Here is a 14,011-nt window from a genome sequence, read left to right as displayed (position 1 = left end):
TTCTTCAATCTGCATCCAGGCCGGTTTGATGCCGTATGAATAAAGAGAACATTTGCCTGGGAGGAGCGGCTTATTAAACCGCTTTTCGCCAAAGGCCCCTCATTGGGTGTGCGCTTATTGGTGCTGACCGTGCTTTCGGTCGCGCTGATGGTGGTCGATGCCCGCTTTGCACTGCTCAAGCCGGTGCGCAGCCAGATGTCGCTGGTGTTGATGCAGACCTACTGGATCACCGACCTGCCGCAACGTCTCTTCCAGGGCGTGTCCAGCCAATTTGGCAGCCGCACCGAACTGGTCGCCGAGAACGAAAAACTCAAGACTGAAAACCTGCTGTTGCAGGGGCGCATGCAAAAGCTGGCGGCCCTCACCGAGCAGAACGTTCGGCTGCGCGAGTTGCTCAATTCTTCCGCGCTGGTCAACGAAAAGGTCGAAGTGGCCGAGCTGATCGGCATGGACCCCAACCCCTTTACCCACCGCATCATCATCAACAAGGGTGAGCGCGACGGTGTGGTGCTTGGCCAGCCGGTGCTCGATGCCCGTGGCCTGATGGGCCAGGTGGTGGAGTTGATGCCCTACACCTCGCGGGTGCTGTTGCTGACGGACACGACCCATAGCATTCCGGTACAGGTCAACCGTAACGGTTTGCGCGCGATTGCCAGCGGCACCGGTAACCCGGAACGCCTGGAACTGCGCCATGTGGCCGACACCGCTGACATCAAGGAGGGCGACCTGTTGGTCAGCTCTGGCCTGGGCCAGCGCTTCCCGGCGGGTTATCCGGTGGCGACGGTCAAAGAGGTGATCCACGATTCCGGCCAGCCGTTCGCTATCGTTCGGGCGGTACCGACTGCCGCGCTGAACCGCAGCCGTTACCTGCTGCTGGTGTTCAGCGACAACCGCACCCCGGAAGAGCGCGCTAACGACGCTGCCCAGGCCCAGGAAGCGGAGGACCAGCAGAATGGCACCGCGCCTATCGTGCCGGCCACGGTGCCAAAACCTGCTTTTGTTGGCCCACCTGCACCCGCGCCAGCCACGTCACCTGCACCGGCAGCTGCAGCACCTGTGGCAACGCCGGCCAAACCTGCCGCGCATAACGCGCGCCCGGCTAAACCGACCGCCGCTCCGGCCACCACACCGCAGAGGGGGGACTAATGGCGGGTACTCATTCACGCAATGGCTGGATCGTCTGGCTGACCTTCGCCATCGGCTTGCTGCTCAGCGTCTCGCCGCTGCCGCAGTTCATGGAAATCCTGCGCCCGCTCTGGCTGGCCTTGTTGCTGGCGTTCTGGTCATTGAACCTGCCGCACAAGGTGGGCATGGTCACGGCCATGTGCCTGGGTTTGGCCGAAGATGTGTTGTATGGCACCTTGCTGGGCCAGAACGCGTTGATCCTGACCCTGATTACCTTTCTGGTGCTGTCGCTGCAGCAGCGCTTGCGCATGTTCCCGATGTGGCAGCAGTGCCTGGTGATCCTGGTGATCTTCGGCCTGGCGCAGTTGGTGCAACTATGGCTCAGCGCGTTGACCGGCAACCGCCAGCCGACCCTGGCCTTGGTTCTGCCGGCGCTGGTCAGCGCCTTGTTATGGCCCTGGATCAGTTTTGGCCTGCGTGGGCTGCGTCGTCGCTATAAAATCAATTGAATGGATTGCGAGGCTCTGCCTGGTTATCGAACCCCACAGGGAGAGTCTGCAATGAATTCGCTTTATCTGGCCTCGGGCTCCCCGCGGCGACGTGAACTGCTGGCCCAGATCGGTGTGCCCTTCACCCTGGTCAGCGCCGCTATTGATGAAACTCCCCTGAACGACGAACCTGCCGTTGCCTATGTCGAGCGCCTTGCGCGGGGCAAGGCGACGGCAGGTTTTGTCGCGCTTGGCCACACCTCGGGCACCTGCGTACTGGGGGCCGACACGGCGGTGATTGTCGATGGGCGGATCCTGGGCAAGCCGGTGGACCAGGCTGATGCACTGGCCATGCTGATGGCCCTTTCCGGCCGCGAGCATGAAGTGCTCACCGCCATCGCCCTGACCGACGGCCAGCAATGTGAAACCCGATGTGTCAGCAGCCGTGTACGTTTCCGCGAGGTTTCTGTGCGGGAGGCTACCACCTACTGGCACAGTGGCGAACCGCAGGACAAGGCCGGCGGCTATGCTATCCAAGGGCTGGGCTCGGTGTTTGTGGCCGGGCTGAATGGCAGTTATTCCGCCGTGGTGGGCCTGCCAGTCTGCGAAACCGCGCAACTGCTCGCCCAATTCGGCATACCCTGTTGGCAAAACCTTACCGTGTGCTGAACGCCGTATTCCAGCGCCAAGCCTTAAGCGAACGGTCACTATTGTGAAAACGCCTGAACGAGACCCAGCCATGAGTGAAGAGATTCTGATCAATATCACGCCGATGGAATCGCGCGTGGCGGTGGTAGAGAACGGTGTTCTGCAAGAAGTGCATGTCGAGCGCACCCAGAAGCGCGGGATCGTCGGCAATATCTACAAAGGCAAGGTGGTGCGCGTATTGCCGGGCATGCAGGCGGCCTTCGTCGACATCGGCCTGGACCGTGCAGCGTTTATCCATGCCTCGGAAATTTCCTTGCGCGAGGGTCCTGCGGTGGAAAGCATCAGCGCTCTGGTGCACGAGGGCCAGAGCCTGGTGGTGCAAGTCACCAAGGACCCCATCGGTTCCAAGGGCGCCCGCTTGACCACCCAACTGTCGATTCCCTCGCGCTATCTGGTGTACATGCCGCGCACCGCCCATGTGGGCATTTCCTTGAAGATCGAAGATGAAGCCGAGCGCGAGCGCCTGAAGAAGGTGGTCAGCGACTGCGTCGCCGCCGAGGGCATCAAGGAAGCGGGCGGGTTTATCCTGCGCACCGCCGCAGAAGGCGCAGGCGCTGACGAGATCCTCATGGATATTCGCTACCTGCGGCGCTTGTGGGACCAAATCGACGCGCAGATCAAGACCATTGGCGCGCCCAGCGTCATTTATGAAGACCTTGGCCTGGCGTTGCGCACGTTGCGCGATCTGGTCAGCCCGAAGATCGAGAAAATTCGCATCGATTCGCGGGAAACCTTCCAGCGCACCACGCAATTTGTTGCTGAGTTGATGCCAGAAATCGCCGATCGCCTGGAACACTACCCCGGCGAGCGGCCGATATTCGACCTGTATGGCGTCGAAGACGAAATCCAGAAAGCCCTGGAGCGCAAGGTGCCACTCAAGTCCGGCGGCTACCTGGTGGTGGACCCGGCAGAAGCCATGACCACCATCGACGTCAACACCGGTGCCTTCGTGGGCCATCGCAACCTTGAAGAGACGATCTTCAAGACCAACCTCGAAGCGGCCACGGCCATCGCTCGTCAACTGCGCCTGCGTAACCTGGGCGGCATCATCATCATCGACTTCATCGACATGGAAGATGAAGAGCACCAGCGCCAGGTGCTGCGTACGCTTGAAAAACAACTGGAGCGCGATCACGCCAAGACCAACATCATCGGCATCACCGAGTTGGGCCTGGTGCAGATGACCCGCAAGCGCACGCGTGAGAGCCTGGAACAGGTACTGTGCGAGCCGTGCAGCAGTTGCCAGGGGCGCGGCAAACTGAAGACCCCGGAAACGGTTTGCTACGAGATTTTCCGTGAGATCCTGCGGGAGGCACGCGCCTATCAGGCCGAAGGTTATAGAGTGCTTGCCAATCAGAAGGTGGTGGATCGCCTGCTGGACGAAGAGTCCGGTAACGTCGCCGAACTGGAAAGTTTTATCGGTCGCACCATTCGCTTCCAGGTCGAAACCATGTATTCCCAGGAACAATACGACGTGGTGTTGCTCTGATCCCCAACTGTGCACTTTCTTCGAGACCGGCAGACCTTGATCTGCGGTCCGCTAACTGTTTTTTGAGGGTCGCCTGACATGGAGCGTCTGATACGCTTTTTTGCCGCTTTGACCCGTTGGAGTCTGGGCCTGTGTGCGTTGTTGCTGGTATTGGCGGCGGTGTACGTGAGCCTGGGGCGCGAACTCACCCCGCTGGTGGCCGAATACCGCGCCGAAGTCGAGGCCAAGGCCCAGGCTGCGCTGGATACACCGCTGCATATCGGCAGCCTTGAAGGCCGCTGGAGCGGGTTTGCCCCGGTATTGCTGGCCCACGACGTCATGGTCGGCGAGGGCAGCAGTGCCTTGCGCCTGGACCAGGTGGAAGTGGTGCCGGATATGTGGGCCAGCCTGTTGGCCCGCGAAGTGCGTATCGCCCATCTGCAAGTCAGTGGCTTGCAACTGAGTGTCAAGGAAGACCAGGACGGCCGCTGGACCCTGCAAGGCTTGCCGGTGCAGGACGACCAGCCGTTGGACCCGCAACAACTGCTGACGCGCATGCAAATGGTCAAGCGCGTGTCGGTGCTGGACAGCCAGGTGACCCTGCAACCCTTCGACCAGGCACCAGTGACCGTGACCTATGTGGGCCTGAGCCTGCATACCGGCATGAGCCAGCAGCGTCTGGACGCTCGCCTGACATTGCCCGATGGCCAACCGTTGGCGGTCAGCCTGCGTAGCCGCATTCGTGCCAGCCAGTGGCAAGACGCTGAGGTCGATGCCTACCTGAGCCTGCCGCAAAGCGACTGGGCCAAGTGGATTCCCGCCAAACTGACCCAGCAATGGAAGCTGACGCAATTGAAGGCTGGCGGCGAGTTTTGGCTCAGTTGGGCCAAAGGCACGGTGCAAAGCGCGGCGGTACGCCTCAATTCGCCCCAAGTGAAGGGCAGTTACGCCGACCGTAAGCCGGTGCACCTTGAAAACCTGGCCCTGACCGCCTACCTGCAGCGCAGTGACGCTGGCCTCAAGGTGCTGTTTGATTCCCTGGCGATGAACATTGGCGAAACCCGCTGGGAGTCGCGCCTGCAATTGCAGCAAAGCCTGGCGACCGACAAGGAACAGGAAGTGTGGAAATTGCAGGCCGACCGCCTCGACCTGACCCCCATTACCCCGTTGCTCAACGCCTTGGCGCCGCTGCCAGAAGGTTTCGCCAAGGCCGTCGAACACCTCAAAGCCACTGGCCTGTTACGCAATGTGCTGGTGGACTTCCGACCGCAAGACACCACCGACCGCAAACTCAGTTTTGCCGCCAACCTGGAGCGTGTCGGCTTCGATGCCTACTTTGGCGCGCCGGCCGCACGCAATGTGTCCGGCAGCATCAGTGGCGACCTGGGCCAGGGTGAGTTGCGCATGGACAGCAAGGACTTTTCCTTGCATCTGTATCCGATCTTCGCCAAGCCGTGGCAGTACATCCAGGCCAATGCGCGCCTGACCTGGAAGCTGGACAAGCAAGGCTTCACCCTGATCGCCCCGTATATCAAGGTACTGGGCGAGGAAGGCAAGGTGGCGGCGGACTTCCTGATTCGTCTGCATTTCGACCACAGCCAGGAAGACTACATGGACCTGCGGGTCGGCATGGTCGATGGCGATGGCCGTTTCACCCCCAAGTATCTACCCGCCGTGTTGAGCCCGGCGCTGGATGAATGGCTGCGCACGGCGATCCTCAAGGGCGCGGTGGACGAAGGCTTCTTCCAGTACCAGGGCTCGCTCAGCCACAATGCGCTGCCCGCATCGCGCAATATCAGCCTGTTCTTCAAGGTGCATGATGCCGAACTCGCCTTCCAGCCGGGCTGGCCTCATGTGAACAAGGTCAATGGCGAAGTGTTTGTCGAGGAGAGCGGCGTACGCATTCTGGCGAGCAAGGGCCAGTTGCTCGACACCCAGGTCAAGGATGTCTACGTCAATATCCCCCACGCCCCAGCGGGCGGGGACAGTCATCTGCTGCTCACGGGCGGGTTCTCCGGCGGTTTGGGCGACGGCCTGAAGATCCTTCAAGAAGCCCCTATCGGCACGGCGTCTACGTTCGCCGGCTGGAAAGGCGAGGGCGACCTGCAAGGTAGCCTGGACCTGGACGTACCGCTGGCCAAAGGCACTGAGCCCAAGATCGTGGTGGACTTCAAGACCGACAAGGCGCGCCTGCAATTGGCCGAGCCGCCGCTGGACCTGACCCAGCTCAAGGGTGATTTTCGCTTCGACAGCGCCAAGGGCCTGAGCGGGCAGAAGATCTCGGCCCAGGCGTTCGACCGCCCCATCACGGCGCAGATCTTTGCCGAAGGCAAACCGGGTAATATCAGCACGCGGGTGACTGCCAATGGCCAGGTCACCGTCAAGCGCCTTACGGACTGGTTGAAAATCAGCCAGCCGTTGCCGGTCTCCGGCGATATTCCGTACCAGTTGCAAGTGATCCTGGACGGCGCGGACAGCCAGTTGATGGTCAACTCCAACCTCAAGGGTGTCGCGGTGGACCTGCCGGCACCGTTCGGCATGCCCGCCAGCCAGGGGCGTGACAGCACCTTTCGCATGACCTTGCAGGGTGCTGAGCGCCGTTACTGGTTTGATTACGGCGAGTTGGCGAATTTCACTTTTGCCGCGCCGCCGGACAAGTTCAATGATGGCCGCGGCGAACTGTTCCTCGGCGACGGTGATGCCATGTTGCCCGGTGCCAAGGGCCTGCGCATTCGTGGCGTGCTGTCGGAACTGGATATCGATCCCTGGAAGAAACTTGTGGATCGCTACGCGGGCAATGATCCAGGTGGCAATGCCAAGCAGCTGCTCAGCGGTGCGGACTTCAAGGTGGGCAAACTGACCGGGTTTGGTACCCAGTTTGATCAGGTCAGCTTGCAGCTCGATCGCAAACCAGCGGCCTGGGGCTTGCAACTCGATAGCCAGCAAGCCAAGGGCGCGGTGTACCTGCCGGACGCCAAAGGCGCGCCGATTGCGGTCAACCTCAAGTATGTGAAATTGCCTGCGCCAGACCCGACCGCGCAGGCGGACGAAAACGCGCCGGACCCGCTGGCCGATATCGACCCAAAAAGCATTCCGGCGCTGGATATTGCCGTCGACCAGCTTTTCCAGGGCTCGGACCTGATCGGGGCCTGGTCGCTGAGGATCCGCCCCACCGCCAAAGGGCTGGCCTTCAATAACCTCGACCTTGGCCTCAAGGGCATGCTGCTCAAGGGCGCCGGGGGTTGGGAAGGTGCGCCAGGCGCCAGCAGCAGTTGGTACAAGGGCCGCCTTGATGGCCGCAACATTGCCGACGTGCTCAAGGGCTGGGGTTTTGCGCCTACGGTGACCAGCGAAGACTTTCATCTGGACGTGGATGGCCGCTGGCCGGGGTCGCCGGCCTGGGTCGGGCCCAAGCGGTTTTCCGGCAGCCTGGATGCCGCGTTCCGTAAAGGTCAGTTCGTCGAAGTGGAGGGCGGGGCCCAGGCGTTGCGAGTGTTTGGCCTGCTTAACTTCAACTCCATTGGCCGGCGTTTGCGTTTGGACTTTTCCGACTTGTTCGGCAAGGGCTTGAGCTACGACCGGGTCAAAGGCTTGTTGGCCGCCAGTAATGGCGTGTTCGTGACCCGCGAGCCCATCACCATGACCGGGCCTTCGACCAACTTGGAGCTTAACGGCACCCTGGATCTGGTGGCCGATCGCGTCGACGCCAAATTGCTGGTCACCTTGCCTGTGACCAACAACCTGCCGATTGCGGCACTGATTGTCGGTGCGCCGGCCATTGGTGGTGCGCTGTTTTTGATCGACAAGCTGATCGGTGACCGGGTTTCGCGCTTCGCCAGTGTGCAATACAAGGTGCAAGGCCCCTGGAAGGATCCAAAAATCACCTTCGACAAGCCATTTGAAAAGCCAAACTGAGAGCCTGTGGAGTAGCATGGCCCCATGCCCTGTATGGAGTGTCGGCCCATGTCCTTTGCGGTAATTCAAATGGTCAGCCAGAGTGACGTGCTGGCCAACCTCGCCCAGGCGCGTCGCCTGCTGGAGCAGGCGGCGGCCGATGGTGCGAAACTCGCGGTGCTGCCAGAGAATTTCGCCGCCATGGGCCGCCGCGACCTGGCCGACATAGGCCGTGCCGAGGCGTTGGGCCAAGGGCCTGTGCTGCCCTGGTTGAAACAGGCCGCCCGCGACCTCACCTTATGGATAGTGGCCGGCACATTGCCGCTGCCGCCCAAGGACCAGCCCCACGCCAAACCCAATGCTTGCTCGCTGCTGATCAATGATCAGGGTGAAATCGTCGCTCGCTACGACAAACTCCATCTGTTTGATGTGGACGTGGCGGATGCTCGCGGTCGTTATCGCGAATCTGACGACTATGCTTTCGGTAACCATGTGGTGGTGGCGGATACGCCGGTGGGCCGTGTGGGGTTGACGGTGTGTTACGACCTGCGTTTCCCCGAGCTGTACAGCGAGTTACGTGCGGCGGGGGCTGAACTGATTACCGCGCCCTCGGCCTTCACGGCGGTGACCGGGGCTGCACACTGGGATGTGCTGATTCGCGCACGTGCCATCGAAACCCAGTGCTACCTGCTGGCAGCCGCCCAAGGCGGTGTGCACCCAGGCCCACGGGAAACGTTTGGCCATGCGGCGATTGTCGACCCTTGGGGCCGAGTGCTGGCGCAACAGGATCAAGGCGAAGCGGTGTTACTGGCCGAACGCGACAGCAGTGAACAGGCGTCGATACGGGCGCGCATGCCGGTGGCCAATCACCGGCGCTTTTTCTCGCAGGGCGCGCAGCGGCCTGCTTCAGAACGATGAATTTAAGGCCAAACCTATGAGCGAGTTGTTGTCCTCAGTCAGTGATCACCTCCTGGCACCCGGTGGCGTGACCATCGAAAGCCTGCAAACCGTACTTGGCGATCTGGCCGGGCCGGGTATCGATGCGGCTGACCTGTATTTCCAGGGGCAGATTTCCGAGTCCTGGGCGTTGGAAGATGGGATCGTCAAGGAAGGCAGTTTCAACCTTGACCAGGGCGTAGGCGTTCGCGCGCAATCGGGTGAGAAGACCGGATTTGCCTACAGCAATGCGATCACCCTGGAGGCCCTGGGCCTGGCGGCGCGTGCCGCCCGTTCGATCTCCCGTGCCGGGCAGAATGGCACGGTGCAGGCGTTCAGTACCCAGGACGTGGCGCAGTTGTATGCGCCGGATAACCCCTTGGAAGTGATCAGTCGTGCGGAAAAGGTAGAGCTGCTCAAGCGTATCGACGCTGCTACCCGTGCCTTGGACCCGCGTATCCAGCAAGTGACCGTGAGCATGGCTGGCGTGTGGGAGCGCATCCTCGTGGCGTCCACCGACGGTGGGCTGGCGGCGGATGTACGGCCGCTGGTGCGTTTCAATGTGAGTGTGATCGTCGAACAGAACGGGCGCCGCGAGCGCGGCGGACATGGCGGCGGTGGGCGCACCGACTACCGTTATTTCCTTGCTGACGACCGTGCCATGGGCTATGCCCGTGAGGCGCTGCGCCAGGCATTGGTCAACCTGGAAGCGATTCCCGCGCCGGCCGGCACCTTGCCGGTGGTGCTGGGTTCGGGTTGGTCTGGCGTGTTGCTCCACGAAGCCGTGGGCCATGGCCTGGAGGGCGATTTCAACCGCAAGGGCAGTTCCGCCTACAGCGGGCGCATGGGCGAAATGGTTGCGTCCAAGCTGTGCACCATTGTCGATGACGGCACCCTGGCCGGCCGCCGTGGTTCGCTGAGCGTCGATGACGAAGGCACGCCGACCGAATGCACCACCCTGATCGAGAACGGCGTGCTCAAGGGCTACATGCAAGACAAGCTCAACGCCCGCCTGATGGGCGTGGCGCGCACCGGTAACGGTCGTCGTGAGTCCTATGCGCATCTACCGATGCCGCGCATGACCAACACCTACATGCTCGGTGGTCAAAGCGATCCGGCAGAAATCATTGCCTCGGTAAAACGCGGTATCTACTGCGCCAACCTCGGCGGCGGCCAGGTGGATATCACCAGCGGCAAGTTCGTGTTCTCCACCAGCGAGGCGTACCTGATCGAAGACGGCAAGATTACCGCGCCGGTCAAAGGGGCGACGCTGATTGGTAACGGGCCGGAAGCCATGAGCAAGGTGTCGATGGTCGGTAACGACCTGTCGCTGGACAGCGGCGTGGGCACGTGCGGCAAGGATGGGCAGTCGGTGCCGGTAGGTGTCGGCCAGCCAACGTTGAAAATTGATGCGATTACCGTGGGTGGCACGGGATCGTAGGAGCCGGAGCTTCGGGTGGCGAAGACCGCCACCCGGGGAAGAGGATCAGCGCAGACCGCGTTGAGTCTCGTCCAGCTCACGGATGTACTTGAAGATTTTACGGCTGGTGGCCGGCGCCTTGTTATGCGCCAGCTCGTGCTGGGCCTGACGGATCAGGGAGCGCAATTGCTGGCGGTCCGCGTCCGGATAGTCCAGTACGAATTTCTCCAGCACCGCGTCATCGCCCGAGATCAGGCGGTCACGCCAACGTTCGAGGTTGTGGAAGCGTTCGTTGTACTGGCGAGTGGAGGCATCGGTTTGATCGAGCAAAGTCAGAATGGCGTCAATGTCTTGGTCGCGCATCAGTTTGCCGATAAACGAGATGTGCCGTTTACGCGCGATATTCGCGGTGTGCTTGGGCGCATCGGCCAGGGCCCGACGCATTTCGTCGGTCAGTGGCAGTTTGGCAACCAAATCCTTTTTGAGCGTTGTAAGGCGCTCGCCAAGGTCAACCAGAGCATGCAGCTCACGTTTGACCTGGGTTTTGCTTTTCTCCCCATCGAGGGAGTCGTCGTAAGAATCAACCATGGTGGCAGTCCGCAAAGAAACGCCGCCATGATAACCAGTCGGGGGCCGCTTGTCCGGCCCGGTCGCTCGATGGCCATTACCGAAAGCAGAATTTGAGTGGAGAAAACCATGAGTGCAGCCCAAAGCGTCGGTCCACAAGCGTTACCGGCACTGCAGGAACAAGTCGAGCAGATCCTTGCCGAAGCCAAGCGCCAGGGGGCCAGCGCCTGTGAAGTGGCGGTGTCGCTGGAGCAAGGGTTGTCGACTTCGGTGCGCCAGCGGGAAGTGGAAACGGTTGAATTCAATCGCGACCAAGGGTTTGGCATCACCTTGTATGCGGGCCAGCGCAAAGGTTCGGCCAGCACCTCGGCCAGTGGGCCGGAGGCGATTCGCGAGACCGTCGCCGCAGCACTGGCGATTGCCAAGCACACCTCCGAGGATGAAAGCTCGGGCCTGGCCGACAAGGCGCTGATGGCCAAGGATGTGCAGGATTTCGACCTGTTCCATGCCTGGGATATCACCCCTGAGCAAGCCATCGAGCTGGCGCTGACCTGCGAAGCGGCAGCGTTCGATGCCGATGCCCGCATCAAGAATGCGGACGGCACCACCTTGAGCACTCATCAGGGTTGCCGCGTCTACGGCAACAGCCATGGCTTTATCGGTGGTTATGCCTCCACGCGTCACAGCCTCAGTTGCGTGATGATTGCCGAAGCCAATGGGCAGATGCAGCGTGATTACTGGTACGACGTAAACCGCCAAGGCGATTTACTGGCAGACCCTGCAAGCATTGGCCAGCGTGCGGCGCAACGGGCCGCGAGCCGCCTGGGCGCGCGCCCGGTGCCGACCTGCGAAGTGCCTGTGCTGTTTTCCGCAGAGCTGGCTGGTGGTTTATTCGGCAGCTTCCTGGGCGCGATTTCCGGTGGCAACCTGTATCGCAAGTCTTCGTTCCTGGAAGGCGCCATCGGTCAGAAACTGTTCCCTGAGTGGCTGACCATTGACGAGCGCCCGCATCTGATGCGCGCGATGGGCAGTTCGTCGTTCGACGGCGATGGCCTGGCGACCTATGCCAAGCCGTTTGTCGAGAAGGGTGAGCTGGTGTCCTATGTGCTGGGTACTTATGCCGGCCGCAAGCTGGGCCTGCCAAGCACCGCTAACGCAGGCGGTGTGCATAACCTGTTCGTGACCCACGGTGATGAAGACCAGGCGGCGTTGTTGCGGCGGATGGGGCGCGGGTTGCTGGTGACTGAATTGATGGGCCATGGCCTGAACATGGTCACCGGTGACTACTCGCGGGGTGCGGCGGGCTTCTGGGTGGAGAATGGCGAGATTCAGTTCGCCGTCCAGGAAGTGACCATCGCCGGCAATATGCGCGATATGTTCAAGCAGATCGTTGCCGTGGGTAACGACCTGGAACTGCGCAGCAATATTCGCACGGGTTCGGTGCTGATCGAACGCATGACGGTCGCTGGCAGCTAATCCCTCCCGCACGTCCTGAAAGGCGCGCCATCGCGAAGATGGCGCGCCTTTTTTTATTGCCTTGTCACGGCAGGATTAATGGGCTGCTCTTGTTTTGATTCTCAATATCATTTAATAATAAATATCATTACCGAATGAGTGTGGCTCATGAGTTCTGTCCTGCATGAGGATCCCTATCTGGAAAGCTGGCGTTGGATGAGCCGCCAGATTCGCTGTGGCCTGGATCCCAATGAACCCCGCCTGATTGAGCACTACCTGAACGAAGGTCGGTATCTGGCGTGTTGCACCGCAACCCATCCGTGGACGATCGCTGAAACCTCATTTCGTTTGTTGATCGACACCGCCGCTGATGTCGCCTTGCCCTGGCATTGGCGCTCCCTGTGCCTGGACCAAGCCTGGCGGCCACTGCGCGACTTGGAAAAACTCTCCCACTGTGCCTGCCGCCTCAAGCGCTGGCAGACCTTTGCCTGGCAATTGGCGAGCTGCGAATTACTGCCTTCGATTTCCGTTTCTGACTTGGTGCAAGGATCTAATGATGAGTGACACCCGTATCGAACGCGACAGCATGGGCGAACTGCATGTGCCGCAAGAAGCTTTGTATGGCGCACAAACACAGCGTGCGGTGAACAACTTTCCCATCAGTCATCAACCCATGCCGGCGCAATTCATCCGCGCCCTGATCCTGGCCAAGACAGCCGCGGCCAAGGTCAACGTCGAGCTCAAGCAAATCAGCGAAGGGCAGGGCAAGGCTATTGTCGATGCCGCCCAAGGCTTGCTGGAAGGCGACTACATGCAGCACTTCCCGGTGGATATCTTCCAGACCGGCTCCGGCACCAGTTCCAACATGAACGCCAACGAAGTGATCGCGACCCTTGCCAGCCGTTTGCTGGGCGAGGCGGTCAACCCCAACGATCATGTGAATTGCGGCCAGAGCAGCAACGACATCATCCCCACCACCATCCACGTCAGTGCCGCGTTGGTGCTGCACGAGCAAACGTTGCCGGCCCTGCTGCATCTGGTGCAAGTCATCGAGCAAAAAGCCGAGGCGGTTCACCCGTTCATCAAGACCGGCCGCACGCATTTGATGGACGCCATGCCGGTGCGCATGAGACAGGTGCTGAACGGCTGGGCGCAGCAGCTCAAGGCCAATATCGGTCACTTGCAGGACCTGCTACCGGCGCTGCAAGCATTGGCTCAGGGCGGCACGGCGGTCGGTACCGGGGTCAACGCACACCCCGAGTTTGCCAGGCGCTTCAGCCAGCAACTGAGCCTTTTGACCGGGGTGAAATTCACGCCCGGCAAGAACCTGTTCGCGCTGATTGGCTCCCAGGACACCGCCGTTGCAGTCTCTGGCCAGTTGAAAGCCACGGCGGTGTCGCTGATGAAGATCGCCAATGACCTGCGCTGGATGAACTCCGGGCCATTGGCCGGCCTCGGTGAAATCGAACTGGAGGCGCTGCAGCCAGGCTCTTCGATCATGCCGGGCAAGGTCAACCCGGTCATTCCGGAAGCGACCGCCATGGTGGCCGCCCAGGTCATCGGCAATGACACAGTGATCACGGTGGCCGGCCAATCGGGCAACTTCGAGCTGAATGTGATGCTGCCGATCATTGCCCAAAACCTGCTCAGCAGCCTGGAATTGCTGGCCAATGCCAGCCGGTTGCTGGCGGACAAGGCCATTGCCAGCTTCAAGGTCAATGAGCCCAAGCTCAAGGAAGCGCTGTCGCGCAATCCGATTCTGGTCACCGCACTTAACCCGATCATCGGCTACCAGAAAGCCGCTGAAATCGCCAAGAAGGCGTATCAGCAAGGCCGCCCGGTGATCGATGTCGCCCTCGAACACACCGACCTGCCTCGCAGCCAACTGGAAGTCCTGCTGGACCCGGAAAAGCTCACCGCCGGTGGCGTGTAATCAACGACCCTGCTTTG

Annotated in this window: 11 protein-coding genes; 10 read left to right on the top strand and 1 reads right to left on the bottom strand. The window is 61.0% G+C overall.

Translation table 11 applies throughout. From position 1 onward, the window contains the following. The first annotated feature begins 102 nt into the window (after nt 1-102). The 7 genes from mreC (at nt 103) to tldD (ending at nt 10,060) form a co-directional block, all read left to right on the top strand. Nucleotides 103-1,146 (top strand): rod shape-determining protein MreC, encoded by a 1,044-nt coding sequence (gene mreC / locus FXO12_RS13300; protein WP_034126299.1) that lies wholly within the window; start codon nt 103-105, stop codon nt 1,144-1,146. Next, nucleotides 1,146-1,634: a rod shape-determining protein MreD gene (mreD, locus tag FXO12_RS13295; RefSeq protein WP_003188558.1), complete on the top strand. Its 489-nt coding sequence runs from the start codon at nt 1,146-1,148 to the stop codon at nt 1,632-1,634. Before mreC ends, mreD begins: the two co-directional genes overlap by 1 nt. Nucleotides 1,635-1,685: 51 nt before the next feature. Then, nucleotides 1,686-2,282, top strand: coding sequence for a nucleoside triphosphate pyrophosphatase (locus FXO12_RS13290; protein ID WP_054897022.1), 597 nt, complete (start codon nt 1,686-1,688; stop codon nt 2,280-2,282). Nucleotides 2,283-2,352: 70 nt separating this feature from the next. After that, the gene (gene rng / locus FXO12_RS13285) at nt 2,353-3,810 is read left to right on the top strand and encodes a ribonuclease G (RefSeq protein WP_003188562.1); all 1,458 of its coding nucleotides are present in this window, start codon (nt 2,353-2,355) and stop codon (nt 3,808-3,810) included. Between the two features lie 78 nt (nt 3,811-3,888). After that, the gene (locus FXO12_RS13280; RefSeq protein WP_057976863.1) at nt 3,889-7,704 is read left to right on the top strand and encodes a YhdP family protein; all 3,816 of its coding nucleotides are present in this window, start codon (nt 3,889-3,891) and stop codon (nt 7,702-7,704) included. A gap of 48 nt (nt 7,705-7,752) precedes the next feature. Next, entirely contained in the window at nt 7,753-8,601 is an 849-nt protein-coding gene (locus FXO12_RS13275) for a carbon-nitrogen hydrolase family protein (protein WP_054897020.1), read from the top strand. A 16-nt stretch (nt 8,602-8,617) separates the two neighbouring features. Continuing rightward, nucleotides 8,618-10,060 (top strand): metalloprotease TldD, encoded by a 1,443-nt coding sequence (tldD, locus tag FXO12_RS13270; protein ID WP_003188566.1) that lies wholly within the window; start codon nt 8,618-8,620, stop codon nt 10,058-10,060. Nucleotides 10,061-10,105: 45 nt separating this feature from the next. Here the strand turns inward: tldD and yjgA are convergent, their stop codons facing one another. Next, nucleotides 10,106-10,627: a ribosome biogenesis factor YjgA gene (yjgA, locus tag FXO12_RS13265; RefSeq protein WP_003188568.1), complete on the bottom strand. Its 522-nt coding sequence runs from the start codon at nt 10,625-10,627 to the stop codon at nt 10,106-10,108. Nucleotides 10,628-10,735: 108 nt separating this feature from the next. Here yjgA and pmbA point away from each other — a divergent pair, with 108 nt between their 5' ends. The 3 genes from pmbA (at nt 10,736) to FXO12_RS13250 (ending at nt 13,994) form a co-directional block, all read left to right on the top strand. After that, nucleotides 10,736-12,082, top strand: a complete 1,347-nt coding sequence (gene pmbA / locus FXO12_RS13260) for a metalloprotease PmbA (RefSeq protein WP_034126305.1) — start codon at nt 10,736-10,738, stop codon at nt 12,080-12,082. A 147-nt stretch (nt 12,083-12,229) separates the two neighbouring features. Continuing rightward, a complete protein-coding gene (locus FXO12_RS13255; protein ID WP_003188570.1) occupies nt 12,230-12,625 on the top strand; it encodes a hypothetical protein in 396 nt (131 codons plus the stop codon). After that, complete coding sequence (locus tag FXO12_RS13250; RefSeq protein WP_160049684.1) at nt 12,618-13,994, top strand: lyase family protein; 1,377 nt, start codon at nt 12,618-12,620, stop codon at nt 13,992-13,994. The genes FXO12_RS13255 and FXO12_RS13250 overlap by 8 nt, the downstream gene beginning before the upstream one ends. The last annotated feature ends 17 nt before the right edge of the window (nt 13,995-14,011 follow it).

Source organism: Pseudomonas sp. J380 (genome assembly GCF_009827115.1).
Taxonomy (GTDB): Bacteria; Pseudomonadota; Gammaproteobacteria; order Pseudomonadales; family Pseudomonadaceae; genus Aquipseudomonas; species Aquipseudomonas paracarnis.
The sequence above is the reverse complement of the archived record's forward strand: the minus strand, read 5'-3'. Positions and strand labels throughout refer to the sequence as shown.